Source organism: Pseudoalteromonas luteoviolacea H33-S (assembly GCF_001625695.1).
In the GTDB taxonomy this organism is placed as follows: domain Bacteria; phylum Pseudomonadota; class Gammaproteobacteria; order Enterobacterales; family Alteromonadaceae; genus Pseudoalteromonas; species Pseudoalteromonas luteoviolacea_B.
In genome coordinates this window covers 210021-236655 of record NZ_AUXY01000070.1, presented here as the reverse complement: position 1 = coordinate 236655, position 26635 = coordinate 210021, and the positions used below count along the sequence as shown (strand labels likewise).

The 26635-nt window shown below is 42.7% G+C and carries 23 protein-coding genes; 9 read left to right on the top strand and 14 right to left on the bottom strand.

Annotated features, from left to right (window positions below; genetic code table 11):
• Nucleotides 1-269 precede the first annotated feature (269 nt).
• Together N477_RS11615 and N477_RS11610 are read right to left on the bottom strand one after the other, a co-directional pair.
• A complete protein-coding gene (locus N477_RS11615) occupies nt 270-608 on the bottom strand; it encodes a hypothetical protein (protein ID WP_063360598.1) in 339 nt (112 codons plus the stop codon).
• Nucleotides 609-745: 137 nt separating this feature from the next.
• The gene (locus N477_RS11610; protein ID WP_063360599.1) at nt 746-1096 is read right to left on the bottom strand and encodes a hypothetical protein; all 351 of its coding nucleotides are present in this window, start codon (nt 1094-1096) and stop codon (nt 746-748) included.
• A 248-nt stretch (nt 1097-1344) separates the two neighbouring features.
• Here N477_RS11610 and N477_RS11605 point away from each other — a divergent pair, with 248 nt between their 5' ends.
• A complete protein-coding gene (locus N477_RS11605; RefSeq protein WP_063360600.1) occupies nt 1345-2268 on the top strand; it encodes a DMT family transporter in 924 nt (307 codons plus the stop codon).
• On the opposite strand, the gene N477_RS11600 is transcribed toward N477_RS11605, so the two are convergent.
• From N477_RS11600 to N477_RS11560, 8 genes are all read right to left on the bottom strand, one after another.
• Nucleotides 2258-2563 carry a DUF962 domain-containing protein gene (locus tag N477_RS11600; protein ID WP_081216351.1) on the bottom strand — a complete coding sequence of 102 codons (306 nt, stop codon included), beginning with the start codon at nt 2561-2563 and terminating at the stop codon, nt 2258-2260. The genes N477_RS11605 and N477_RS11600 overlap by 11 nt on opposite strands.
• Nucleotides 2564-2620: 57 nt before the next feature.
• On the bottom strand, nt 2621-5770 hold the full coding sequence (locus tag N477_RS11595) for an efflux RND transporter permease subunit (protein WP_063360602.1): 3150 nt from the start codon (nt 5768-5770) through the stop codon (nt 2621-2623).
• A 13-nt stretch (nt 5771-5783) separates the two neighbouring features.
• A complete protein-coding gene (locus N477_RS11590; protein ID WP_155731869.1) occupies nt 5784-6962 on the bottom strand; it encodes an efflux RND transporter periplasmic adaptor subunit in 1179 nt (392 codons plus the stop codon).
• 263 nt (nt 6963-7225) lie between these two features.
• Nucleotides 7226-7579, bottom strand: coding sequence for a hypothetical protein (locus N477_RS11585; protein ID WP_155731868.1), 354 nt, complete (start codon nt 7577-7579; stop codon nt 7226-7228).
• Nucleotides 7580-8146: 567 nt separating this feature from the next.
• The gene (locus N477_RS11575; protein ID WP_063360604.1) at nt 8147-8632 is read right to left on the bottom strand and encodes a GNAT family N-acetyltransferase; all 486 of its coding nucleotides are present in this window, start codon (nt 8630-8632) and stop codon (nt 8147-8149) included.
• Between the two features lie 18 nt (nt 8633-8650).
• A complete protein-coding gene (locus N477_RS11570; RefSeq protein ID WP_063360605.1) occupies nt 8651-9133 on the bottom strand; it encodes a GNAT family N-acetyltransferase in 483 nt (160 codons plus the stop codon).
• A gap of 156 nt (nt 9134-9289) precedes the next feature.
• Nucleotides 9290-9742, bottom strand: coding sequence for a YaiI/YqxD family protein (locus N477_RS11565; protein WP_063360606.1), 453 nt, complete (start codon nt 9740-9742; stop codon nt 9290-9292).
• Nucleotides 9743-9823: 81 nt separating this feature from the next.
• Entirely contained in the window at nt 9824-11707 is a 1884-nt protein-coding gene (locus N477_RS11560; RefSeq protein WP_063360607.1) for a methyl-accepting chemotaxis protein, read from the bottom strand.
• A gap of 84 nt (nt 11708-11791) precedes the next feature.
• Here N477_RS11560 and N477_RS11555 point away from each other — a divergent pair, with 84 nt between their 5' ends.
• Together N477_RS11555 and nfi are read left to right on the top strand one after the other, a co-directional pair.
• Nucleotides 11792-12961 (top strand): porin, encoded by a 1170-nt coding sequence (locus N477_RS11555; RefSeq protein WP_063360608.1) that lies wholly within the window; start codon nt 11792-11794, stop codon nt 12959-12961.
• A gap of 138 nt (nt 12962-13099) precedes the next feature.
• A complete protein-coding gene (gene nfi / locus N477_RS11550) occupies nt 13100-13771 on the top strand; it encodes a deoxyribonuclease V (protein ID WP_063360609.1) in 672 nt (223 codons plus the stop codon).
• Nucleotides 13772-13790: 19 nt separating this feature from the next.
• Here nfi and N477_RS11545 read toward each other — a convergent pair whose 3' ends face one another.
• Complete coding sequence (locus N477_RS11545) at nt 13791-14576, bottom strand: AraC family transcriptional regulator (RefSeq protein WP_063360610.1); 786 nt, start codon at nt 14574-14576, stop codon at nt 13791-13793.
• A 126-nt stretch (nt 14577-14702) separates the two neighbouring features.
• Between N477_RS11545 and N477_RS11540 the strand changes: the two genes are divergently transcribed.
• The 3 genes from N477_RS11540 to N477_RS11530 all read left to right on the top strand — a co-directional run bounded on the left by N477_RS11540 (nt 14703) and on the right by N477_RS11530 (nt 19994).
• The gene (locus N477_RS11540; RefSeq protein WP_231098053.1) at nt 14703-15107 is read left to right on the top strand and encodes a hypothetical protein; all 405 of its coding nucleotides are present in this window, start codon (nt 14703-14705) and stop codon (nt 15105-15107) included.
• A gap of 85 nt (nt 15108-15192) precedes the next feature.
• On the top strand, nt 15193-15702 hold the full coding sequence (locus N477_RS11535) for a GNAT family N-acetyltransferase (RefSeq protein ID WP_063360611.1): 510 nt from the start codon (nt 15193-15195) through the stop codon (nt 15700-15702).
• 74 nt (nt 15703-15776) lie between these two features.
• Complete coding sequence (locus N477_RS11530) at nt 15777-19994, top strand: DEAD/DEAH box helicase (RefSeq protein WP_063360612.1); 4218 nt, start codon at nt 15777-15779, stop codon at nt 19992-19994.
• Between the two features lie 56 nt (nt 19995-20050).
• Here N477_RS11530 and N477_RS11525 read toward each other — a convergent pair whose 3' ends face one another.
• Entirely contained in the window at nt 20051-21232 is a 1182-nt protein-coding gene (locus N477_RS11525; RefSeq protein ID WP_063360613.1) for a hypothetical protein, read from the bottom strand.
• A gap of 444 nt (nt 21233-21676) precedes the next feature.
• On the opposite strand from N477_RS11525, the gene N477_RS11520 reads away from it, so the two are divergent.
• The 3 genes from N477_RS11520 to N477_RS11510 are packed head-to-tail and all read left to right on the top strand — an operon-like array spanning nt 21677 to nt 23838.
• Nucleotides 21677-21997, top strand: coding sequence for a hypothetical protein (locus N477_RS11520; RefSeq protein ID WP_063360614.1), 321 nt, complete (start codon nt 21677-21679; stop codon nt 21995-21997).
• Nucleotides 21987-22235, top strand: coding sequence for a hypothetical protein (locus N477_RS11515; protein ID WP_063360615.1), 249 nt, complete (start codon nt 21987-21989; stop codon nt 22233-22235). The genes N477_RS11520 and N477_RS11515 overlap by 11 nt, the downstream gene beginning before the upstream one ends.
• 4 nt (nt 22236-22239) lie before the next feature.
• Nucleotides 22240-23838, top strand: coding sequence for a PepSY-associated TM helix domain-containing protein (locus N477_RS11510; RefSeq protein WP_063360616.1), 1599 nt, complete (start codon nt 22240-22242; stop codon nt 23836-23838).
• A 64-nt stretch (nt 23839-23902) separates the two neighbouring features.
• On the opposite strand, the gene N477_RS11505 is transcribed toward N477_RS11510, so the two are convergent.
• Entirely contained in the window at nt 23903-24442 is a 540-nt protein-coding gene (locus tag N477_RS11505) for a hypothetical protein (protein WP_063360617.1), read from the bottom strand.
• 147 nt (nt 24443-24589) lie between these two features.
• A complete protein-coding gene (locus tag N477_RS11500; RefSeq protein WP_063360618.1) occupies nt 24590-26410 on the bottom strand; it encodes a cytochrome c peroxidase in 1821 nt (606 codons plus the stop codon).
• Nucleotides 26411-26635 lie beyond the last annotated feature (225 nt).

The window sequence follows — 26635 nt, the reverse complement described above, 5'->3', positions numbered from 1 at the left end:
TTCACTTTGCTTCTTGCTTTTCAGCGTGTTGCTCCGTGTCAGTGGGTGCGCATTATAGGGACTTAAAATGTTTGGTCAAGCCTTTTTATAAAATTTTTTATATAAAGCAAAAGAGATAGCTTGCAGTTAAAGATGATTACGTCAAAGTGGGTATATTATGCAGATATAAAGAAAGCTGATGTTATCAACAATAAATGAACGCAGGCTTCAAGCTGCGCTCTCTATTGGGGAAACTTACTGTAAAAAGCCGCTATGAACTGCCTTATTACTTAATGGCCTATCGCAGTGTCATAAAAGTAATGTTTGCGCTTTAATTTTAGGTCACCGTTTGTCACGATCTCCATTGCTCCTTCATTGTCTAAAGTTACATTGAAGTCTGTTACCCCTCTTTTAACATCTAGCTGCATTTCCAGTTCAGCTGCTGACCAAGACTGACCAAATCCAACTTGTAGATCTTCTAAATCTTCAACCTCTTCAGATAATCTATAAGCCGACCCAGGAAATATTTGCGTTAAAGTTAGCGCTAAAATTTGTTTTCCTTGGCACAAAAACGCAAACATTGGCGTTTTGGTTTTATTAATGAATGTAACTGTAACTTTTGCAGCCATAGCGTTTCCCTCAAACTGAATAATCTATGTGCAACTATAGGGAGATTCAGATTAAAAGCAATTACGGGGCATTACAGCTAGATTGTAATCACCCATCAAAGGCTGTATTTCAGTGAGTCACAGGTGTTGTTTCGGTTTCAATGCAACACCCCTTGCATTTCCCACGAACCATATTGGTTTTTTATTAAATAGATATCTTCAACATCATCATCAATAATCAACTGTACAGAAGCCAACGCCCCCTCAATTGATATGACCCTTACATCCAGCATCGACATATCGTCTGTTTGATCTGTTTCTCCATCTTTTTTATTCTTCTCGATGTTACCGCCATCATCATCCTGCTCTTGCGAAGTATTCGCAATTAATGAATTGAAGTGGTTTCTTATGATTTGCTCGACTTGTAAGTGATCGTTAAATGAATTGGCTTTACTGACATTGCTGGCTAAAAGTGAACTCAGGAACATCACTCTCATTAATAACGCCATATTATTTCCTTTATTAGTCTGCCCAGCTATGCGCACAGGCACAATTGTAATAAACTCGTCCCTGTTTACTTTATACTCTACACTGACTTGCTTTTTGTACTTATGATTTTATGAAGCTAGAGCCAAGATATTCTTATAGAAAATAAAATCATAAAAATCATTACTTTAACTTTAACTATAATTCAATATGTACACTATTAGTGCATCACAGTGTGTTGCTTTTTATGCTGCAATTATCGAGGAAATTAATGTCTACCGCGGTTTTACAAAACACTTCAAAGAATACAACGGTCGTTTTAGCGCTTATCATGGCAATGCTCGTATGGGGTTCAAGTTGGATATCAGGAAAAATTATTGCAGATATGGCGCCCGCTGAAATCACAGTATTTTATCGTATCGCACTGGCTACCATTAGTATGGCACCTATTTTATTTCTGATGCATAAATCTCAGTTGCACAAACTTGCTTTCTCTCGTAAAGCTCTATTATGGTCCATTCCTGCCGGTTTATTGATGGCGGCCTATAATCAATTATTCTTTTTAGGGTTGCATGACGGATTACCAGGCAAAGGAGGCATGCTTGTTACCACAACAAACCCTATATTTACCATTATTCTTAGCACCTTGATTTTACGTAGCACACTGTCTAACACACAACTCATAGGCTGTATATTGGGGATCGTTGGCGGGCTCTTTATGATTGAAATTTGGCTTTTTGATGTCGCTCAAATACTGGCATCAGGAAACGCTTATTTCTTATTAGCCTCGTTAACATGGGCTTTTTTAACACTTATCAGTAAGCAAGGTACTAAATTTAGTGACTTTCTAACGTTCAGCACATTGATGTATTTTTGGGCAATGCTTTTAAGTTATCTATTCGCATATGATTTATCTCCAATCAGTAATATAGCTAACTATTCAAGTACCTACTGGTACCATATGCTGTATCTGTCAATTATTGTGGTAAGTATCGCCACCAGCATTTTCTTTTTTGCCACTCAGCAATTAGGACCGAGTCGTTCTAGCTCGTTCATTTTCATTGTGCCGGTGACTGCTATGGGCATGTCTATGTGGTATTTCGACGAAGACCTAAGTTTAACCATGTCTTGTGGCGCATTATTGGCTCTAAGCGCCGTTTATTTACTTAATAAGCCCACAAAACTTAAATCATAACTTTTCGGGTGATGATATCTTTGAACATCACCCAGTCTGCCAAAAAGCTGTAGAGTGGATATTGAAAAGTTGCTGGCTTGTTATGTTCATAATAAAAATGTCCAAACCACGCAAATCCATAGCCACATATTGGCTGTGCAAGTAAGAGTGCCCAATATTGCGTGATTAACATAGCAATCAATATCGCTATAACCAGCGAAGAACCAACAAAATGCATTCTGCGGCAATGCTTGTTTTGATGCTCTTGCAAATAAAATTGATAAAACGCTTGGAAGCTCTCAAATTTTCTAGCCATTCTCATGCCCCATTAAAATATAAAGCTCACATAGTGAGCTTTATATTTAATCATCAATTATGGCGTTCCACTATCACTCAACCACTTTTGCCGTGAAAAAGTTGGGTAAAAGATTGGAATGATAATAAGCGTTAGGAGTGTTGAGCTCACCAAGCCCCCAATCACAACTGCTGCAATTGGCTTTTGTAGTTCAGCCCCCACACCATGTGACAACAGCATAGGAATAAGGCCTAATGCTGAGGTAATAGCAGTCATCAACACTGGACGTATACGCACACTTGCACCACTTAACACCGCACCATAAATATCTTTATCACGTCCTTGTTTATTAATGCTCTCTACCATCACGACCCCATTTAAAATAGCCACACCAAACAAGGTAATAAATCCCACGGAACTAGCAACTGATAGATAGAGACCAGAAAAGTAAAGCGCACACACCCCACCGACAACTGCGAGCGGGATGGTGAGCAATATCAATAAAGCCTGCCTGACTGAACGAAAGATGCAAAACAGCATTAAGCTGATTAATATCAATGATAAAGGCACTATCATAAGTAATTTCTGTTGAGCACGCTGCTGACGCTCAAACTGTCCTCCAATCACGACTGAGTAACCAGCAGGAAGTGCTACTTGCTCTGCTACTTGCTCATAAATATCAGAGACAACACTGCCCATATCTCGGCCCTCTATATTCGCCTCGATAACGACACGTCTTTGCACATCGTCTCGCCTAATTTGTGGTGTGCCTGTCGTTATTGCCACATGAGCCACATCACCAAGCCGCACCCATTCTCCACTCGGTGCAACTAATATTAAATTTGATATTGCTTTGGGGTTGTTACGAAATACTTTGTCTAAACGCAGGTATATGTCGTATCGTTCATTACCATTGACAATTTGGCCCACATGCTGGCCTCCGACACCTTCATTAACCACTGACATAATATCTGACACTGTCAAATTAAATCTCGCTAGCGCCTGTCGATCCGGAGTGATTAAAAGCTGTGCCTCACCATTAACTTGTTCCATCGCGACATCTACAGCCCCCTCAATTTGTCGAATAACGGCCTCCACTTCCGTTCCCTTTTGCGCCAGAACATCTAAATCCGGCCCCATTAACTTAATTGCCAATTGCGCTTTGACACCTGATAGCAGCTCATCAACCCGCGTCGCTATTGGTTGAGAGAAGTTAAGTTGTATGCCCGGAAACACAGCTAGCTTATGCTTCATAAGCGCTTGAAGTTCAGAGCGATTGGATGCACTTTGCCACTGTTCAATTGGTTTAAGCCCAATATAAATTTCTATATTATTAACCGGTTCTGGGTCCCCGCCAATTTCCGCTCGGCCAATCCGACTAAGTGCATAAGAGACTTCAGGTATCTCTAGTAAATATGCTTCAATTTTTGGCGCAACATCGAGTGCGATTTCTAAGCTGGCCGATGACGCAAGCGTAACACGTAAATTAATCGTACCTTCTTCTAACTCCGGCGCAAATTCAGTACCTAATTTAGTCGCTAAAAAAGCGCTTATGCATATCAAGCTAATTACAGCCACAACTAAAGCTCTACGCTTATCCATCACTTTGACCAAACACGCTCGATACATCGCCTCTAAACGAGCTGCGGCTTTATTGGGTCGAATGGATATGCCACTTCGATAAGCGATACAGGCAAGCGCTGGCACAAAGATCAGGGCAACGATAACAGCAAAAGCCACCGCTAACATGATGCTAATGGCCATAGGTTCGAACATCCTAGCTTCAACACCCTCGAAACTAAACAATGGCATAAACACGAGTAAAATAATTAATGAAGCAAAGAAAATAGAATATGTGACTTCTTTAGCTGCAAAGGACACGATGGATAACACACTGTTCTGGTTATTTTTAATATCATCACCTTGTTCTTGAAGTTTTCGAACAATATTTTCAACCATCACTACCGAGCCATCTACTAACATACCAATGGCAATGGCTAACCCACCCAATGACATTAAATTAGCCGAGATCCCAAGCCACGTCATTGTCATTAGCGCCATACCTATCGACAACGGAATGGATATCAGCACTAATAGCGCCGCCCTTAGATTTAATAAAAATAACGTCAGTACAAGACTGATAAATATAAATGCAAGACCCAATGCGCTAGCAACCGTTTCCACCGCCTTATCGACTAAGTCACTCTGATCGTAAAATGGCATAATTTTTACGCCTTTCGGTAAGGCTTGCTCTAAACGCGCTAATCTTTCATAGATAGCATCAATGGTTTCTTTACTATTGGCACCTGTACGTTTGAGTACAATCCCTGACACAACCTCACCCATCACCTCTACTTCACCAAGGTTATTTCGCCGAGTCATGGTCACTGCACCTTGTCGAATTTCAGCGCCGATCTGAACATCTGCAACATCGCCGACATGTATCGTTGTGCCCTCAATGACTTTAACTGGGACTTTACTAATTTGCTTTAGCCCTTTCTCGCCACTGGCAAACCAACCAGCCCCTCGGATCACTAACTGCTCTTGCCCTCTCTCCATATACCAGCCACCCGCGTTCACATTGTTTTTTTCCAGCGCGGATTGAATATCTGACTGCCTAAGTTCGTAGGAAAGTAATTTTTGTGGGTTAAGGTTCACTTGGTACTGCTTTACCTCACCGCCAAATGACAATACATCGGTCACGCCATCAACTGGCATAAGTATCATTTTTACCAACCAGTCATTTAAACTTCTCAGTGCCATAGTGTCGTAACCAGAGTCTGGCTCCGATACGATTAGATATTGAAATATTTGTCCAAGACCTGAGGTGTTTGGGCCTATCTCTGGTATACCGATACCAATGGGGATCTGCGCTTTAGCCTGTTGCAACCGTTCAAAGACAAGCTGTCTAGCAAAATAAATATCAACCCCTTCTTTAAAAGCAACAGTTACGCCTGACAGCCCCGTTTTTGATGTAGAACGTACTTGAGCAACATCCGGTAAAGCATACATCACAGCTTCAATCGGGTAAGTGATCAACTGTTCAACTTCATCTGCACCTAGCCCAGGCGCTTCCGTATTTATGACTACTTGGGTATTTGTTACATCTGGAAAAGCATCGAGAGATAGCTTTTGTGTCACTGTAATGCTTGCAAGCAGCAACGCGAGTACAGCAACCAGTATCAAATAGCGGTTATTCACTGACCATGAAATCATATAATTCAACATATTCGAGCTCCCATCAGTGGTTATGCGGGTCAAAGTTACTTTTGGCTAGCTCTGAGGCAATAAAAAATGCACCTCTAACCGCTAATCGACTGGGGCTATCTAAACCATAAATCACCCGGTGTTTTCCAACTTGAGCACCTAAACGTATCTGAACAGGTTTCAATGCACCATCGCTCTGTTCCACAAACACAACCCAATTTTGTGCTTGGTCTCTGACCACCGCAGACTCTGGCACCAGCATAGCTTGCTCTGTCGAGTGCATTGTTAACTGCACCTCAACAAACATACCCGCATGTAACACATCACCTTTGTTATCTACTGATAATCGGATCACCTTGGTACGAGTAATGGGGTCGATTGTATGAGTTTGCTGGATCACCTCGGCAGCGTACTTTCTGTCTTTAAACACCACTTCAGCTTGGTCTATATTGTGTGGCTCTATATCAGCCTGAACGGGTAACTTAGCCTCCACCCACAGTGTACTTTCATCCGCTAGCATCATCAGCGCATACCCTGCTTCAACTCGTTGCCCTTGTGAAAAGTCGTCATCGAGCACCACCCCAACTTGCTGCGCAATCAAGGTGTATTCTCCCAAGGTCTCATTCGCTAAACTATGTAAGCGTTTAATCGCAGAATCACTTAACCCTAGAGCAATAAGCTGACCATAGGCTGCATCAAAGCGGGTTTTTCCTGCTAGCTTTTCACTTTCACTAACAGCGGTTCCTGTCAATTTCGCCATTCTCAACCACTCACTTCTCGCCAACCGATATTCAGCTTGCGCGCTGGCCACCTCTTGACTAAATAAAGTCACCAATTTTTGACCTTGTGATACTTTATCTCCCAATGTGACATGGCGATTTACCACAACAGAATCAGTTCTAGGAGAGACTATGTAACTGGTATAGCCGTTTGCTTTCACTTCAGCAGACGCAGATTGAGTTAATTGGTAGTTTGTTTTTTTGACTTCAGCAATTTCAATACCCACGATACGACGCTGTGCTTCATTGAGTACCGCATATTCATTTGTATGTTGATGAGTGTCATCTTTACCTCGGTTTACATCGACGTGATGAGAATGCTCATCCTCTTGATGGTCATGGTCATGAGCTGCAGTTAATGCACTCGCAGAAAAACTAAAAAATCCGCTCAGAATTACCACGACTAATACATATCTTGTATTTAAAAAGTTCATAATTTAAACCTCCAACTATCCTCCAATACGCTCAACTCACTCTGGTATTGGATGATAAAAGCCACGCACCAGTTCGCTGCTTACCTACCAAACAGGTATACATACTGATGTGAGGCATAACGCAACACGCTGTTTGCGTTAAAACTATGTTTGTCATTTGTACACATGTCACAATGCTCAGCAAACATGTGCTATGAACAAACGCCTAATTAATGGCTCACTAAACACGCTCTAAATTTAAAGCGAATGAGTGAAAAAAGGATTTAAGAATAGATTGGAGGTTTATATTTTGATTCCGCCCTTCTGCGGATGCGTGTATCAGGTGTATTCACCACAACCAGTGAAGTCATGAGTGTGGCATCCTCTTGCCAGTGTCGGCTAAGCCAAGAGGTATGACTGCCAGAGCAATGACCACAGTGATGGCAATCCTGAATGGCATGACCATGCTCATCGAGCTCTACTGTATTGGTCACTTGCAGATCATGTTGATGAGAATGTGTAGACTGGAGGTGCTTTACATCAACTAAATGTACATCGGATAGAGATGCCACAAAAGACACCGACTGCAATGCAATCACGGTCACGAACACCCAGTAAGCCAACATCCGACAATTCAAATCTAGCACCTTAGCATGATAAATGAGCCGTCAATATAATCATTGGCCGAATTAAAGTCAATCAAGTCAAGACCAAAAAAACAACCTAAACCATTGTTATGTAATAACATTATTAATTTTAATTGTGATTAATCGGACAATATTGACTGTTAAATGAAGTTGTTCAAAGTTCGTTGTACCACACGACCCCTTGATATGGCTTGGCTTTTAAACTACCAAGACGACTTTGCAATGACCCCACACGATACCCATCTGAGTCAAGAATATAAAGCGACTCATCTTCGCTGCGGTTCTCTAGCCAAGTATTTATATTAAGCGCTTATAATTTATGACCGAAGTTCGTTAGCTCAACTTGCGCTACAATCAAAGCCATATAGTAATAGTCACTTTTAGCACTAAAAGGGCTATGCAGTTTGTCACACTAAGATAAACATAGCCACAAATCGTCCGGTGATAAATAGACACCATTTTCCCAACGTACATGAGCCTTAGCGCCGAGAAAACGATAGAATTCAATCGATGAAATAAGATCTGGTAATGACAAAGTAATATAGTTTACACCCGTTATCATACCGGCAAACTCAGTGATTTTTTCATCACAAGCACATGATAGCCCTTTGAATGTGTCTCAAACATTGGTTCAAAGCCCAATTGACGATATAAACCGCCATCTAATCGCTCTGTTTGCAAGTAGAGCGTGTTTATCTGCGCTAATTTCGCTTGCGACACCACATAAGACATCAGCATTTTACCAATCTGCATGCCTCTCATTTGCGCGTCCACATACACTCCACCAACCCAATGTTCATATTGTGGGTAGTCATCCATTTCACGAATTTTTAGCTCCGCAGCCGCCACCAACTGGCTACCCATCATCGCGATAACAACTTTGGGTAACGCGTTTCGATTTAATGAATTGTGTAGTTTTTCGGTTATCTGCGCTAATGTGTAGCGACCACTTTGCTCACACCACTCTGAGTAATACCAACGAGCTACTGTCGAGAGGTATTCAGGTTTATCTGCTAAATAATAAAACACTAATTCCTTGTTCAAGGTTTACTCCTTCTATTTTTATGCAAGCCACTTATACATGATGTAACTATCAACAAACCCCAATTGAGGGTGACGATAAGCGTTCGGAATAGTACCGATGATCTCATACCCCAACTTTTTCCAAAGCGAAACCGCAATTTCATTACTCGAAACAACTGAGTTAAATTGCATCGCCTTAAACCCAAGCGCCAAAGCTTGTACCTGTGAGTGCTCACATAATTTTCTTGCTAACCCCTTACCACGCGCTTTCGGTGAAACCATATAACCACAATTGCAAATATGGTCACTGGGGCCCATCGCATTGGACTTAATATAATACGTCCCTAATACTTGTTCATTTTCAACATACGCAAACGCTTTTAATGGCTGCGCACACCAAATTTGGTAAGCTTCTTCTTGTGACATATTAGGATGATATGCATAGGTTTCTTGTTGTAATATAACCTCTTTAAACACAGGCCAAAATGCCACAAAGTCTTGCTGTGTCATCTCTCTTATCATATTACTCTCCTTCGATAGACTATGTGCCCTTTATTGGTTGGACATCTTACTTTACAAAAAGTGAACCGAAGATCAATACAAGTATGGGGATTAAAGAGGGTGGATGGATGGATAAGAAGAGTAAGCCTGCATCATCAGCAGGCTATAAAGCGAATTTTACTGTGTTTTGTGTTGCTGCAGCCACCGGTCTAAACAATTTGCAAATTGCTGTTTCTCACTTTGGCTCAAAGGCGGCGGCCCACCGGTTTGAACACCACTACTTCTCATCGTATCCATAAAGTCACGTATATTTAAACGCGCACGAATATTTTCAGTGGTATACATTTCACCTCGAGTGCTTAGCGCAAGCCCGCCCTTTTCTATGACTTCTGCCGCGAGAGGGATATCACTGGTGATCACCAAGTCACCTGCGTTCATACGCTTTACGATTTCATTATCTGCAACGTCAAAACCCGCACTCACCTGCAGCTTGCAAATATAAGGAGACGGTGGCGTTTTCAAATATTGATTTGCCACCAAAGTGACCGTCACCTGAGTGCGCACCGCTGCACGAAACAAAATCTCTCGAATTACGACAGGGCACGCGTCTGCATCTACCCATATGGCCATGATTTGCTCCTACAATCACTGACTATTTCAACTGAGCAAAATCATACGTGCTTTTGCTTCAGCTGAAAACATCTCACCACACTATAAAGTAAATTTAGACAGGAGTACCTCTTGCTCATGTGATTGCTCAGCCAGCTCTTGGCTCGCTTCATATTGCTGACTAGAGAAATTATCAACCTCAACGCTAATATCATTGATATTCGCAGTGTTTTTATTTATCTCTTCAATGACAACGCTTTGCTCTTCAATCGCAGTCGCAATTTGAATATTACGATCCATGATGTCTTTTACCGACTCAGAAATTTCATTCAGCATTTGCGTCGCATGCTCTGTTTGCTCAACACATAACAAAGTTTTATCTCGACTTGCCCCCATGGCATTTTGCACCTGATTTGACGATACCTGTATTTGTTCAATCATGCTTTTAATTTCGGTTGTCGACTCTTGCGTTTTGGTGGCAAGCGAGCGTACTTCGTCGGCCACAACTGCAAATCCTCTGCCCTGCTCACCGGCTCTTGCAGCTTCAATCGCCGCGTTAAGCGCAAGCAAATTTGTTTGCTCAGCAATCCCATTTATGACCGATAGAATATTTTCTATACTATGGCTGTATTCAGCAAGTTGCGTACTCATCGCATGAGACTCATTTATCTCCTCAGATAACGCTGAAATCTCTTTTTTCGTTTCTAAAAATACTTGCTGTCCATCTCGGGTTTTGTCATTCACTGTTGTAATAGAGCTGGCTGCATTTTGCGCACTGCCCGCTATCTCGCCGGAAGTTGTACTCATTTCATGCATAGCAGTTGCCAAACTTTCCACGAGCCCAACCTGCTCTTGCAAACGCGAGCTTGATTGCGTTGCCAATTCTCGGGCTGCTTGACTGCTCGACACCACCATGTCTGTTCCATGTTTTATTTGTGAAACGAGCTGATGGAGTGACCCTAAGAATATATTAAACTGCTGCGCCACCTTGCCGCACTCATCATCATTTTGAATGGTTAAACGCTGAGTCAAGTCACCACTACCCGATGCGATGTTGGTAATGGCAGCTTCTAACTCTTTTAATGGTTTTAAAAGGTGTATAGCGAGCGTTCTGATTGTTAATGACCCTAACACAACGGCAATGATTGCCAAAACAATCGTATTCAATGTCATCTTGTTGAGCACTTGATAGACTTTGTCTTTATCAAGCATCACAGCCAAATACCATGCATTACCATATTGATCATCCAGCGGGTAGTAATACATGATTTTGTCTTCACCACCGACTTCCACTTCAATCACTGTTTTTGACTGAGCCAACGACAAGTTGGGCGAGATGTCACGTAATGTCTTACCGTTTAAATCTTTTTGCTGATGCGAAATGATTTCACCTTGCTTATCCACTAAGAATGCAAATCCAGTTTCGTCAAAATCAACCGCATTGATACTATTTGCAATGGTCGTCAGGCTCAGGTCTCCACCGATCACGCCCTTAAACTGGCCTTGATAATTAATAGGGGACACGACCGAAAGTAATAGTTCACCCGTCGCGGCATCCACATAAGGGCTGGTAAATACCGTTTTGCCTTTTTGTTTTGCCAATGAATACCAAGGTCGCTGGCGAAAGTCCACGCCAGGTGGATTCTGACGATTTGGATTGTTCGACCTAAGCCCAGTTTCCGTATCCACAGTACCAAACGCCAACAAAAATGAGGTGCTAAAGTAAGGCGTGTTTAACGCTTGCTGAAAATTTTCGACACTAAAATCAACATCTAACTGTGTCTTCACTAAATGTACTTGTGAGGCTTTTTTAGACAGCCAGTTATTAATGCTGATCGCCAGCAGCTGAGTTGTGTCTCCCACATACGCAGCCGTTTTTTGCTTCATTGAATCATTGATAAACCAGTAAGTAGAGCCGCTGAATACAATAATGATGATAAACACCACCAGCGCAGAAGCGACTGAAAACTTGGTTCTAATCTTCATAGTTACTCGCCAGAAAAAAAATCAGTCAACATCGCAAAGTGTTGTCTATAATTCGCTTTATCGCAACTAATTGGTTTAAAGACTATGAAAACAGCGAGCCGTTCTTTATTTGCTCTTTTGCTATCATCGTCATTTGCATATCCGGTGATTGCAAATGATAACCGTCCCGTCACCATGGATGACATTAAGGCACTTGAAGCCCAGCTTGCGGAACTCAAACGACGATTTACAGCGCAGCACCCAGAACCTGAAAAACCAGCAGACACCAGACAATCCACCGCCACTGCCAAGGCAGCAACAAAGCCTGTACCTAAAGTGGCAGAAAAACCTGTTACGCACAAAATCGATGTCTATGCGACCATGCGACCAACCTATGGACGCATCGAAGACAATGGGGAAGATACATACGATGTGCGTGACGCATTATCCCACGCAGGGATCAAGGCCACCCACAGATTTAATGATGACTGGGCCGCAGAACTGCATGGGGAGTGGAGTATCGACATTCAAAATACAGGTGAGTTTGGCCGCTCTCGTCGCGCCTACACCGCCCTAGTAACACCAGTTGGGCGCTTTGGCATTGGTAAACAGCGACCAGCGCAATACTTGTTCATTGCCGAATACGTCGACATTTTTAATCATGCTAATAGCCCTTATGCCTATGATAACGAAAGCCTATTTTTCGTTGATAACTTGTTGAGTTACCGCCTTGACAGTGGCCCTATTACTTTTGTAGCTGTTGCACAGTACGATGGAGCAAATAACGAAAACTATGCAGACTTGTTCAATGCTGGTGTCAGTTATGACAAAGATGGATTACATGCCGCAATCACCTACCAAATGAATGATGTCTACGACCAGCAAGTCAGACAAGGAGAAAACGCCATCTGGGCAGGCTCATTAGCCTATGATTTTACTGACCGCTTTTACGCTGCAATCGCCTACCAAGACAAAACATATGAAAGAAACAACATCGCAGACAGAGATGGCTCAACACTTGATCTCTCCTTTGCGTATAAACTGACAAAATTTTATAAGTTAAAAGCGGGCTTTTTCGATTTTGACGACGGCTACAGCGATAACGACCCAGCCAATCAGAGCTACGATGGTTACAACGTCACTTTAGAATGGATGCCAACGCCACCGCTGCGCGTACACCTTGAGTACCTCACCAAATCGTATACAAACGACCAAGATTTTGACTCTTTGTCAGTTGGCTTCAGATATGACTTTAGAACGTCGATAAATTACTAGAACCCAAAGAGCCTCTGTTACTCACGATACAGAGGTTCTTTTATCCATTCATAGATCAAAAAAGTCACATAAACTATTGATAATCATATTTTACGCCCCATCATAATCAAATCATCAATACCAACATAAATCATCAGCATGATCCAATACAACGCACCCACAACACAAGAAGACGCATTGCAAATTCAAGCATCTTTAGCCAATACCGTCATTATGACTGATCAATTCAATGAGATTGATACAATCGCAGGCGTGGATGTTGCTTATGACGAAGACAATAACCAAGTGGTTGGCGCAGTGGTGCTATTAGACGCAAAAACACTGCAAGTTATCGAGTCATGCAGTGTGGTAGAGACCATCAGCTTTCCTTATATTCCAGGGTTATTTTCTTTTCGTGAAATCCCCCCGTTAATCAATGCCATAAAAAAACTTTCGATGATGCCGGATTTAATCGTCTGTGATGGGCAAGGCATCGCACACCCTAAGCGTTTTGGTATGGCAAGCCACCTTGGTGTGCTTTTAGATATTCCCACTATTGGTTGTGGTAAAACCAAGCTGATCGGTGAGTATGAAACGCCGGGTGCATGCAAGGGCAGCATGTCTGATTTAATGCATGATGAGACTCTTATCGGCAAGGTGCTGCGCACGCAAAATGATATCAAACCGGTTTTTGTCTCGGTGGGGCATAAAATAAGTATTGAAACGGCTGTGCAATGGATTGAAAAACTCACTCCCAAATACCGCTTGCCTGAAACGACACGGCAAGCAGATCAACTGGTTAATCGCAGCTTAAAAGCACTGAAGGCTTAAACGCCCATAAATTAGCACACTAGCGCTTTTGACTTTTTCGCCATGCTGCAGGCGTTTGGCCAATATATTTTTTAAATTGGCGAATAAAGTGGGTGGTATCACTCCACCCGAGTGTTTCTGCTAATTGACTGATAGGCTGCGAAGTATGCAGCAGTTGAGTACACGCCTGTGATAAGCGCTTTTGTGTGATCCATTGACCAACCGTATGCCCCGTTTCTTGTTTGAACAATTGAGCAAGATAAGGAGGCGTCACATGAACCGCCTCACTTACTTCATTGAGTCCAATCGAACGCAAATAGTTGGTTTGTATGAACATGAGCGCCCTCTCAACTTTCTCATTATACTGAGGCGAATTTGCGCCACACGAGACAGCCAGACTGAGTTCACTCAACAACAAGACAACAAAGCTGCGCTGTACTTCAAGGCTCAATTTTTGTTGCTGAGCCGCAATCAACTCATAAAATAGAGTTGTAATGAAGGCATGCCGCTCCAAGCTCGCCGCTTTCACGGGCAACACGCCTTTTTTGACCAAATCAAAAGGCGCCAGTAAATCACTGTCGGCTAAACTCAAGCAATCAGGGCAAAAACTCAGCCATAAAACCTGCAGGTTTTCACCTGTTAACAGCGTATGAGGAACTCCCGGCGGTACAATATTAAATGAGCCAGGCTTAACGTGATAAGGCTGGCGATGGGCAATGGTCATTTGACCAGATACGATAAAAGTCAGTACGCATTCTGCATGTGAGTCATGTTTTTGCTCTGTTAGCGTCTCAAAAAACGCCTCGCCAACGGCCAATGCATGCATACTGTTACCCCATTTTCTGAAAAGCTTAAAAAAAGCCGATTTTTACTAAATTCTATCAATTATCGTCCAATACATTTAGCTCTAGAATAGCCCACATATTAAAACACGCATATTTAGAGGTATATTATGGTTGACTCTCCAATGACAATAAACTTTTCTATTGCTTTGATGGGACTGACATTACATATTCTGATCTGGGAAAAGCTGCCTGATTGGGGAACGTGGTTTAACACGCTCGTCGATAAACTCCCTAAACCACTTGCTTACCTTTATGAAGCATGGCATTGCCCATACTGTTTTGGTTTTTGGGTCGCCTTAGCGCTGCATGCACTCACTCAGCAAGCAACCTTACCCGCGCTGCAAAATATGCCTGACTTTTTAGGGGTAACAGCACTGCCTATAGCTTGGTTTTTAGATGCATTAGTGACCGCCCTATTCATTTACATAGGCAGCCTACTATTAAAAGCACTCGCAGGTCCTGCACTCACAGGTCACCAAAAAATGATGGCGTTTAAGCAATCTCAACAATAAGTGCATTAGAGTCAGAAAGTAACTAACCTTTATTAATAAACCAAGCTTGCGGCACTGATACTGCCGCTTTTGGGGAGCTAAACCGATGCCCTCTTTATTCACTACGCAAAGACTCTGTGTATATCATTGCCAATCTTTATTATCAAAACCAAATCATGCTCAGCAAATTACGCGCATACTCACCCCTGCTGTCACTGCATTTTTACCTAAAGAGTGGCAATCACCGCCGCTAGATGAGCACGCAGTGCAATGGCTCAGCGACAAGCTAAAAGAAGCAGATATATTCATTGCGATGGGCAAAGAAACCGCACTCAAAGACCGTCCTCTGCCAATTGGATTAGCCATAATGCACCGCTCTGGTGACACAGCACACATAGGGTATTTGATCGCTAAACAGGCTTGGGGGCAGGGCTTTGGCAGCGAGCTTTTGTCTGGGCTAATGACGTATTTATCAGATACCTGTGCCATCAAAACAGTGTATGCTGGAGTAGACCCGCATAATAAAGGCTCTGTTCGTGCACTTGAGAAGTGCCAATTTCATCTCGATACGACAGCGAAAGACGGACAAAATGCCTTTTATGTCTATCACTTTTAGTCCCTCATAAAGCTTGTGACATTGACGACCATTTGGTACTTTTCCTGCGTCAGTCTGTACGTTTAGGAATACTCTTGCACTCACTTAATCGCCCACTCACTCTCACAACAGATACCAATGTCATCATAGAGCGACTCTATCAAGACTATTTAGCACTTGATGAAGACTACCAAACACTGGTGCAAGTACTTGCAGTGGTTTTTAAGTCGGCGTCTACCATAAAAATAAAGCAAATATTAAAGCGTTTAACAGAGCAAAAAGTCATCGCACAAGGTAGGCCTGTTTCTGCACTTAGCTCAGAACTGACAACCCTATTAGAAACAAAGCGGCTGGCTATTGTTGAGCACCTCAATGTACGGATAAACCCACTTATCGCTAACCTTGCGACACAGCATGCACAAAAGCTTGGGCGATTGTTACCGATATTAAAATATGCAGAAGAGTTTATCCCTGTGCTCAATGCCTACGAGTGGGAGCGAGACCCAGAAGATGAAAATCGTCTCACTCGCGACTTTTTGTTACTTGGCCAGCTACCTAAAACAAAAGCACGATTGGCTTTTCACAAAAACCCGCAAATAGTAAACATGCAAAACAACAGTGCACTGGTACAGTTTGTTTTTTTCCCATTCCAACTGGATACGTTTGCTGAGTTACCAGAAGACATGCAATACCAAGCATTTGCAACATTACTTGCGAACCAAAAACAGTTTGGTATCAATAACCATGTTGCGCTTGAGCTGCTTATTCAAGCGCAAAAGCACTGCCCAAATAATAGAAACTTGCGCTTTTTGCTCAGTGAAACCTTGTTACTCGATAACCACGTAGACCAAGCACAACAATTAATAAAGCCCAACGATATAACCAGTTATGCACTGCAGCTTAAAGCTAGCTTTTTACTGCTTAACAACCAAAGCGAGCATGCATGTCAGCAATTTAATAGTGCGCTTCAAGCACAGCAAAAATATTCCAAGAAGAAAGCACCCTATTTGGACGGTGTTTTTGGCTGGCTCCACCTCATTGCCCTTTTAGCGTCGGCGTCAAGTAATAATGATCATACTCAGCAAGCTATGTCCCTTGCCAGTAATCAGCTATCCGATAAAAAAGGGAGTAAAGCGAATTACTATATTGGCCAATTATTTGAGTGCTTGAGTGAGTCTTTATTGACTGCGGCCCCCTTCATTAGCCAGTTTGTAGAGCATGAACGTGACTTGCAAAACCGTCCTTTGGATTATTACGCTTGTCAGCTCTTTTCACTGTTGGCGATGCACTGGTGTAAGCAATCGCTCAATGACCAACACCTCGAAAGACTGCAAGCATGCCGCGCTTTTTTTAGTAACGCAACATTGGGCTTATTTACCGACATTACCGATCAGCTATACACCTCTGTGACGAATGAACATAAAGAGAGTGGGCTGAGTCTTAACTTCGCAACGCTGATTCAACAGCAGTCTGAATGGGATCTTGCCCTAGATAGATTGCTCGCGCTTGCGCCAAAAGAAGCCTTATCAGATGACGCTGACTCAACTGCCAATGAGCGCTTGATTTGGCTACTTGATATCACCAATGGTAAAGCTTCGTTTCAAGCAAAGGTGCAAAAACGCCAACCTAATGGTTGGAGCAAAGGCAAAGCCATGCCGCTTGAGACGCTATATCAAAATCAACAAGATTTGATCTATTTAACGGCATCAGATTTGGCCGTTATCGATGCCATGTCCATCGACAAACATTGGCAAGACACCACCTATCACCTCAATAGCGTTGAAGCGCTTCGTGCGGCAGCACTCGCACCCAATGTATTTACTACCAATGATTTGAACGAACCTCTGGACATCATCGAGTCTCCAGCACAACTCGCCATTACAGCATGTGGGGAGCAATTGTTGCTTAGCTTGACTGATTTACCCGAAGATTTTGCAAAGTACTCAACGGTCTATGCCATAAAGCACATTACATCGCATCAATATGTATTCACTTACTTTGATAAGCAACACCTTAAAATTGCGCACATCATTGGTGAAAATGGCTTACTTATTCCAAAACAAGCCAAACCAAAATTGATTGCCAGCATCGCAGCTATTGCGCCGCTACTGAATATTGCCTCTCAAGTAAGCGACATAGAGATCGGGTTAGAAACGGTTGAGCCGCAAGCTCATCTCATCATTAATGTTAGCCCTTATCAACAAGGACTAGAGTTTCATTGCCTGAGTATGCCATTTGGTGACTTGGGACCCGCATTCCCTCCAGGTGTTGGCAATGCAAGTATCAGTGCTGAAATTGAAGGTAAGCGAATAGCCACGAAACGTAACTTAGCGCAAGAGCAAGAGCTGCTCGACAGCTTAGATGCTCATTGTCCTGCCTTTTTAGCCATGGCTGATAACCGCTTGTGCATTGCTGATTTACAGGATGCTCTATGTGCCCTTGAACAGTTAGAGCTGGGCTTGCAAAGCTCGCCGCCCTTACAGGTTAAAATCCGTTGGCCCAAAGGGAAAAAGGTCAATTTATCGAAACCTTTGGAGTCACAACATTTACAATTGGCCATTTCTAAGAAAAACCAATGGTTTGACTTAAATGGCGAGCTAAAAATTAATGACCAACAAGTCATCGAACTTAAAGAGCTGCTAAAACTGGTTGAGCAAAGCCATGGTCGATTTATCGAGCTCAGTGGACAGCAAGTCGTGGCACTGTCTCACGCCCTGCATGAAAAGTTAGTGCAACTTAATCAAAGCACCGAGCAAGGTCGCTTTCATCCTCTTGCCAGCCCTATCGTCTCTGAAGCCGTCACAGGTATGCGAATGAAAACTCTGCCTGCTTGGGAAGAGCAATCACAAAAAATGCATCAGGCCAATACGCTTAAAGTAACCCCACCAGCTGACTTAAACGCAACCCTTCGGGATTATCAGCACACGGGTTTTGATTGGGCCATGCGCCTAGCGCATTGGGGAGCCGGTGCGTGTCTTGCCGATGACATGGGTCTAGGTAAAACACTGCAATCTCTAGCTGTGCTACTCGCAAGGGCAAAAGAAGGGCCCAGCTTAATCATCGCGCCAACTTCGGTATGCTTTAATTGGCAGCAAGAAGCAACGAAATTTGCCCCCACACTCAGTTTAAAATTACTGTCACACTATGGTGCCGGTGACGCCCGAGTAGCATTGTTTGCACAACTCAAAGCACAGGATGTCGTGATCATCAGTTACGGATTATTGGTGCGCGACATTGAACTGCTCAAAAGTATTAATTGGTCTTGTATCGTGGCAGATGAAGCACAAGCCATCAAAAACCCGCTGTCACAGCGCGCCAAAGCAGCTTGTGCACTCAAAGGGCAGTTTAAAATGATCACCACAGGCACGCCTATTGAGAATAACTTGGTAGAATTATGGTCATTATTTCGCTTTGTTAACCCAGGACTATTGGGTAATCTCAAGCGCTTCTCTGAACGATTCATTCAACCCATAGAGAGCAAAGAAGACAAACCAATTGCGGCGCGCTATGCACAGCAAAACTTAAAAACCTTGTTGCAACCGTTCATTCTAAGACGCATGAAACATCAGGTACTAACGGAGCTGCCACCACGCACCGAAATCAATGTCCCGATCCAACTTAGTGATGAAGAGCACACCCTCTACGAGGCACTGCGTCAAAACGCCATTGCCAATATCGCACAGGCCAATGAGCAACAAGATTCGGGCTCTCAACACCTTGCGATGTTAGCTGAGCTCACCAAACTGCGCCAAGTCTGCTGTAACCCCAATTTAGTAGCCCCTGAATTGGGGTTAAGCAGTGCCAAATTAAATAAATTAGATGAGCTGTTACAAGAGTTGAAAGAAAATGGCCACAAGGCTTTGATCTTCAGTCAGTTTGTAGGCCATTTACAGCTGCTAGCGCAACACTTGAAGACACGCGATGTGAATTATCAATACCTAGATGGTTCGACGCCTGCGGCGCAGCGCCAAGCACGTGTTAATGCATTTCAACGCGGTGAAGGTGAGGTATTCTTAATTAGTCTCAAAGCCGGTGGTTCAGGGCTTAATCTCACGGCCGCGGATTATGTGATCCACATGGATCCTTGGTGGAATCCAGCGGTTGAAGCACAGGCATCAGATAGAGCACATCGTATTGGACAATCTCGACCTGTAACCATTTATCGCTTGATTGCACAGCAAACTATAGAGGAGAAGATCATTGCCATGCATGAGCAAAAGCGCGACTTAGCGCAGCAGCTATTGAGTGGCCAAGATACAACTTACAAACTCTCAGTAAAAGAAGTGCTAGAACTACTGAAAGATACCCTCTAAGACCCTTTCAATATACGCTTTGATAGAGCAGGCTGTTGCCTGCTCTTATCTGACATTTATGGATATGTCACCGTCAATGGAGTAAGTTTTAAGGTGCCATTGAATGAATCATATATCCCGGTCATCGCAATGCTGCTCGCTTTGTTTTTCGCTTGATACTGCGCTTCCGAGTAGCCATTATTCAGTGCGTTTTCAAGGCTGCCAAGCAGATTTCTTTGTATTGCGAAGTTATACAAAAGGTATGTATTGTAATCACGTACGAACGTACCATGACTTAGAAATTCACCATGCTCTACTGGGATATCCCATGCAATAATCGACTTCATTTTACCCGTGTCTGCGTCCACGCTATGGCTTAGCGTCATAAATTGTGACAAAAAAGCTTTACTATTTGGGTGTAATGCACCTAACTGAAATGGCTCAGACACACCTGCATTCCATACGCCAATGTCTGTTGCCATCACCTTCATATCCGAGGTTATGTCTTCCCTATAAAGGATAGATGAAACATAGCCATCTAAAGTCAATTGACCTTTAAATGGCAGCGCAATACCCATTGTATCCCATCGTGCATCATCAGCCCTTGGGTGCTCATAAATAGAATAATCACAATTGTAATAACGACTATTAAGACAATACACAATGTCGTTTTCACCATGCTGCGTTTCCAAATTACTTGGGTGTGCGATAGTTAATTGATAAGGCAAAGTAGTGTCAGACTGATGATTAACTAGCTCTAATAAAGCTTGCTTATCATACGTTATTTCACTGATCCGGTCTTCCTCTACACCATTGACGTTATGAAGGCTGATCAACCATATTGCGAGTTCCCCCACCTGATTTAATATCGCCGGTACTTCAGAGAGCGGTATGTTGATAGCCCATGCAAAATTATTTTGACGCTCTGAACCATATACTTGGCCACACATTAAAGTGTGATCACCCCAATACACGTCAGCATATGCATATGTAAGTCCGTCACCACCAGCAAAGCGGGCCGTCAGGTTTTTCCCACCCCCGCTTTCGGTGATGTCAAAGCCCAAAAATCTTATACCCGATTTTTCACTAAACTGCGTGTGAGCAGCATTGATTAACATACTGTCATGTCGAAATTGCTTTGACTCAGGCTGCATTGCACCACTTGGTCCACACATATTGTCTACCTGTATGACCCTTGATTGTCCAAATGCCGAAAAGCAAAGAGCAAATAATAACAAAATACCCTGTATATATTTCATGTTCAGATCCTTGTAAATATTACGACTAAATATATCTGCGCAAATATCACTCAACTCACGCTTATATAGCCTATCTCTTTAATTAAAACAAAACACCTAACATTTACACAAAATATACATTTAAAATAATATTATTCTACTAAAAACCCTTTTACCTAATGATTAAGTGTAATATTTGTGTAATAGACTTGATTGGTAATGTATAGATAATCAGCAAAAATAATATTTACATACGGCTGAATTGTGATCATGCATACCATAGGTATCATCGGAGGTGTTGGACCCAGCGACCCCAAAACAAGAACGCTGTGGTCTTTATCATTGATTTAAGCCCTACCAATTGCCCGATTTAGCTCTGATTGTAAGATCTTCATACTTTTATTGTTGAAATTTGATTCACTTATTGAAACAATAAACAACAAAATAACAATGATTTTTATTTACATGAGCTTTCTCGCTATTATCCCCATATGGGCAGCTTCTATCCTGTTGTACCTGTCTAGCCCAAAACAGCGCTTAATGGCAAAGCCGCTGAATAAACCCGTCGGCTACCTGAGTGCGATAGCACTGTATGTAGTTGCAAATGGCCTTTTTGCAAATACCTTCCCACTTGTATCAGCACTTTTAGCGAGCATTGTGGTACTCATGTTGGGGCTGGTATCCGTCACAATTTTATCAGGTAAATCCAAACGTCTGTTTATGTCTGTATCGGTTTTACTCGTTGTACTTTGTACAACAGTTGGAGGAACGATTTATGTGGCCTAAAACCATTCTTGGCTTTTTTGCCGGGTTATTTATTTCAATTTCATTGGCCCTCAACACCAACTTGATTTTACCCTTTGCTGAAGATACGCGGCTACTCATAGGGCTCATTTTAGGCTTTCCTATTTGGGCTGGAGTTATGGTGTGGGTCTATGCATTTGATACCACACTCAAAGCTGCAAAACATGTGTTTTTAGTTCTGCTCCCATCTGCACTCCTTAACGTTATTTTACTGGTATAACACGATGAAAAACCAAACTTTAAAGACACTCACCAATGCACACGCTTGGATTGGTCTCATCATTTCATTTGTTTTATTTATCGTATTTATTGCCGGATCAATTAGCCTGTTTAGAGCGAATATCGACACCTGGGAAAAAGTCTCTTTGATAGGTGAGCATGCGCCGCATAGTAAAGGTGTGTCCTATGATGCCGTGCTCGCTAAGCTCGATGAGCAATATCACGTAGATACGCACCATGGCTTCTATTTATACGAGCCATCAGAGCGAAACCCATTCGTTCAAGTCTACTTTGCCGTTGAGCTTGATGAACCACACCCAGAAACCGGTGAAGATCACCAAGACATGTACTTATTGCTCGACCCAATAACAGGGGATGTGATTGCCGACGCCAATGACTTTCAATATGCTAACTTTGTATACCATTTACACTATGATTTAGGCCTTGGGCGCATTGGCTTATACTTTGTCGGTATTATTACCCTGTTCTTTTTTGTCGCCCTGCTAAGCGGTGTAGTGATCCATTGGCGCAAATTGTTTAAAAACTTTTATCAATACCGCTTTGGCGCAAACAAAGATAAATGGCTTGATGCACATAACTTGATTGGCACCATGGGCTTGCCATTTCATATCATGTACGCATTCACAGGCCTGGTATTCAACCTGGTGATCATCTACCAAATCTCGTACGCACTTATTTTGTATCAAGGTAGCCAAGAAAAAGTACTACAGGCCGCAGGGTTTAATGAGCCCCATATTGAAGAAGCTGACAAACGCATGGCGATGCAAGGCATTGATGCACTGTATCCCAGAGCCATGGAAGAAATGGGGGATGTTACGCTTAGGCTGATGATGATAGAACATTTTGGTGATGAGAATGCGGTCTTGATCTTTATGGCCAAAAGCAATGACGAGTTCTCTAACGAAGTGGATGTGCGTTATACCCTTAAAGATCAGCAGCAAATATATATCACCACTGACAACTACGACAATAACTTGCGTGGTGGTCTTGCAACGATTGCCAGCTTACATTTTGGCGACTTTGCTGGTTACGGGATGCGTATTGCCTTTTTCATTCTTGGGCTAGCAACCGCGTATGTTATCATCACTGGTAATCTCATGTGGATCAGCAAACGCGCCAAACAAAAGAAACAAAGCAAACGTAGTCTTACTTTTGTTACTCGTTTAACCTCAGGAGCATTTATCGGTTGCATGGCTGCTATTGCCTTAGGCGCTGTTGCAGCAAAAGTCATCCCACTTGACCTAGCAGGTCGTATGACCAGTATTCAAGCAATCGTATATATTAGCTTTTTCATTAGTATCATTGCGTCGCTGTTCATCAAACAACAACCTATGTTTTGTCACTACACCTTAAAATTATCAGGGCTGTTGTATGCATTAGCTGCACTACTCAATATGCCAAATTACCTGCAATTTGGTGATGTGTTATCAAACATGGTATTAGTGGATCTTGTGATAGTTGATGTGATGTTAATCTCGATTGCCAGCTTATGTTGGTATGGCGCGTTGAAGTTTGCGAAGAAAACGGAGCAGGTACAACAGGATATTAGCCAGCCTGACGCTGAGTTAAGTACTGCACCATAACCACGACCTACGCAAGGTAGCCCAGTTTAACAGCTGGGCTTTTTAATTAAGTGGGCCACTTTGATTACTCACATTTTTGATTCATGTTATCTGCGTTTAATTCTGCCAATAACTTCCATGAACTGGTGGTCACTAAGGCTAGTGTCCATATGACCAACCCCACAACCAAATATAACGCCTTCTCAATACCAAGAAATAACAGCACTGCAACAACGCCGAACATCAAGTAAGTTAACATCGAAAGTAAGTAGATTTTACTCGCACCAGAGACCTGTACGGCATAGTCACACTTGTCTTTCAGTTCGATCTGTAGGCCTCTTGTAGTGATAACAAATGCGTAGAGTGCAACTAAAAATAACGGTATGGTGGTGCCCAATAGACCCGCTTTAGGGATAATAAAAATGAGCGCAAATATCACCAGAAACAAAAAGGCTTTAAAGGTGTGCTGTGCCAGTCGTTTTACTCGAACAAACTCAGGATGATTTAGCAACTCATGACGCAAAGATAAACTCACGAAAAGCAAGCCTGCAAACGTTGCACTGACTTGTGACAAGACGGAGTAAAAGTCATGCCAAGTCTCTATAACGGAATTAAAATCTACCACACTACTTTCCTTAATAATTCAGGCTATTAATTGCTTATTTTTACACAATCCTAAAACAAAAAAAGATCAATAAAAAGCCAGTAGACGAAGTAATTCAGTGATTTATATAAATAGCAGGTGTACTCACACACCTGCTACAAGTTGTTTTTACAGTGCGTCTCCAGCACGATTTATGGCATCAAATTGATGGCCATCAGGTCCGCCATCTCGAAGCGGAATAAGCGCATTAATTTCATTACTACCAGCCAAGGCATCCGGGTCAGTTAACGCGTGCAAAAATGCTGCAAGGTAACTGATTTGCGTCTCAGTAAAACCACGAATAATGGCATCGTCCCCCCGATCTGAGGCCGCACGATTTTGCGCATTCAATGCCAGAACATAATCTCCTGCCTCACCAACAACCTGTTCACATTGCTCAGCACTCAAGTGCTTAAACTGCGGTAAACCACAGGTTTCGTGCTCACCATAAAAACGCTCTAACGACCCTGTCACATCTGAATAATGCTCAATAACACGCTCTAATGTGGCAAATACCCCTTTGTCTCCATACGGCGCGGTGATGCCCACATTTAATAAGCTTGGCATTCTAAATTGGTTTTTAAAGTTTCCATCTGCGACACCATGTACACCTATTTGCGGATACAACGGACCGCGAGTGCGTTCAGGTGTAAACATCACACCGTCATGACAATTTGCACAACCTGCTGAGGTATAAAAAAACAAGCCCCCCCGTTTTTGCGCTTCACTCAGTTTTTGCTTCTCGCCATCAATATAATCGAAAAATGGGTTATCTATGAACATGAATGACGCTTGGTAAGCGGCCATAGCACGTGCTATACGCAAGAAATTTATCTGCTCATCGCCAAACGCCGCTACAAAGTGAGGCTTCCAATTATCGGATAGACGCTGTGCGATAAACTCACGGTAAGCTTGTGGCGATTCAAAGCCACTGGGGTCGCCCATTTCTGCTGCTGCGGTTATCGGAAAATGAGCCTGTGCCATCAACAAACGTAATGGATCTGAGCTTTCTACCTCTTCATTCATCAAGCGTGTCACATCAAGTTCAGGTGTTTGTATATCTGCCGTTGAGACAGTACCCACCTCACTATCACGGTTCGCTTCTCGTAACCGTACCCGTTGATCCCAAAACATACTGTCAACCCAAAGTGCAGAATTACATATTGGTGGTGAATTTCTGCCAACAGCAGGAACCGTCTGCCCATCACTGCGACCCAGCCCCATTACATCAACATCTTCAGCATTCACACCAATAGATAACGATAAGCCATCACTGCCACAACCTTGCGCAGGGTGATGACAGGAAGCACAGGAGGTATCAAAGTTCTGACTTAAGGCTTTGCTAAAAAATAGGCGTTTACCAAGCTCTATCATTTGACTGTCTTCTTGTCGGCGATAGCGCGCCACATAAGCCTGCATATCCTCTAAGCCTGCTTTGAGCGTATAATGCTCGATCAGATTATCCATACAAGCATCCAGCACTTGCGTTGGTATTGCATCCAGATCATTAGTACCACAGTGATCCACCAGCCTTGCAATCCCCACTCTGATCACCGACCCATTACGCATACCATCATTGGCATCATCGGTGAGTGTTTTTACACTGTCAATATTGGAACGCTGGCTGATTTTTCTACCCTCATCTCTTGCCACAGCCACAACATGATAAGTGTGCTCAAAATTAGGGCTCGCTGACGTATCAACATAAAAGGTCATTTTAGTGCGGCCAATGCGTTTGCCATCACGAAACACGCGATAACCCGTAATGCCTTCAACACCGATAGGTGCCTGCCAACTTAGCCCTACCTCAGTTGCTGAGTGCACTTTAGCAATCAACTGAGTCGGTGCAAAAGACTCTATGGACATGCTGGCATGAAGTGATGATGCCCATATTGTCAAAGGGATGAGTAAAAGTAGATTTATCGATTGACGGTAGCTTTTTCCAAACATTGCAGTTCCTCCATAACGACTACCAGAATTTGTTGGGGTTATATCGGTAGCCTACCTGGTTTTCCACATATCTATCCCGATAATATGAACAAGCGTATTAAAATCAGGTAATTAACTGGATATAGGCCACCAGCACTGACTATAGGCATAAAATAAGGAAAAAATATGGATTTATTTAAATCAACCAAACCTTAAGTATTAATTTAAACTTCAAGATATTAAACA

What these genes read in the sequence shown, in the direction of transcription:
- N477_RS11615 (WP_063360598.1), bottom strand. Translation starts at nt 608, where the DNA reads ATGGCTGCAAAAGTTACAGTTACATTCATTAATAAAACCAAAACGCCA.
- N477_RS11610 (WP_063360599.1), bottom strand. Translation starts at nt 1,096, where the DNA reads ATGGCGTTATTAATGAGAGTGATGTTCCTGAGTTCACTTTTAGCCAGC.
- N477_RS11605 (WP_063360600.1), top strand. Translation starts at nt 1,345, where the DNA reads ATGTCTACCGCGGTTTTACAAAACACTTCAAAGAATACAACGGTCGTT.
- N477_RS11600 (WP_081216351.1), bottom strand. Translation starts at nt 2,563, where the DNA reads ATGGCTAGAAAATTTGAGAGCTTCCAAGCGTTTTATCAATTTTATTTG.
- N477_RS11595 (WP_063360602.1), bottom strand. Translation starts at nt 5,770, where the DNA reads ATGTTGAATTATATGATTTCATGGTCAGTGAATAACCGCTATTTGATA.
- N477_RS11590 (WP_155731869.1), bottom strand. Translation starts at nt 6,962, where the DNA reads ATGAACTTTTTAAATACAAGATATGTATTAGTCGTGGTAATTCTGAGC.
- N477_RS11570 (WP_063360605.1), bottom strand. Translation starts at nt 9,133, where the DNA reads ATGATAAGAGAGATGACACAGCAAGACTTTGTGGCATTTTGGCCTGTG.
- N477_RS11565 (WP_063360606.1), bottom strand. Translation starts at nt 9,742, where the DNA reads ATGGCCATATGGGTAGATGCAGACGCGTGCCCTGTCGTAATTCGAGAG.
- N477_RS11560 (WP_063360607.1), bottom strand. Translation starts at nt 11,707, where the DNA reads ATGAAGATTAGAACCAAGTTTTCAGTCGCTTCTGCGCTGGTGGTGTTT.
- N477_RS11555 (WP_063360608.1), top strand. Translation starts at nt 11,792, where the DNA reads ATGAAAACAGCGAGCCGTTCTTTATTTGCTCTTTTGCTATCATCGTCA.
- nfi (WP_063360609.1), top strand. Translation starts at nt 13,100, where the DNA reads ATGATCCAATACAACGCACCCACAACACAAGAAGACGCATTGCAAATT.
- N477_RS11545 (WP_063360610.1), bottom strand. Translation starts at nt 14,576, where the DNA reads ATGCATGCATTGGCCGTTGGCGAGGCGTTTTTTGAGACGCTAACAGAG.
- N477_RS11540 (WP_231098053.1), top strand. Translation starts at nt 14,703, where the DNA reads ATGGTTGACTCTCCAATGACAATAAACTTTTCTATTGCTTTGATGGGA.
- N477_RS11535 (WP_063360611.1), top strand. Translation starts at nt 15,193, where the DNA reads ATGCCCTCTTTATTCACTACGCAAAGACTCTGTGTATATCATTGCCAA.
- N477_RS11525 (WP_063360613.1), bottom strand. Translation starts at nt 21,232, where the DNA reads ATGAAATATATACAGGGTATTTTGTTATTATTTGCTCTTTGCTTTTCG.
- N477_RS11520 (WP_063360614.1), top strand. Translation starts at nt 21,677, where the DNA reads ATGAGCTTTCTCGCTATTATCCCCATATGGGCAGCTTCTATCCTGTTG.
- N477_RS11515 (WP_063360615.1), top strand. Translation starts at nt 21,987, where the DNA reads ATGTGGCCTAAAACCATTCTTGGCTTTTTTGCCGGGTTATTTATTTCA.
- N477_RS11510 (WP_063360616.1), top strand. Translation starts at nt 22,240, where the DNA reads ATGAAAAACCAAACTTTAAAGACACTCACCAATGCACACGCTTGGATT.
- N477_RS11500 (WP_063360618.1), bottom strand. Translation starts at nt 26,410, where the DNA reads ATGTTTGGAAAAAGCTACCGTCAATCGATAAATCTACTTTTACTCATC.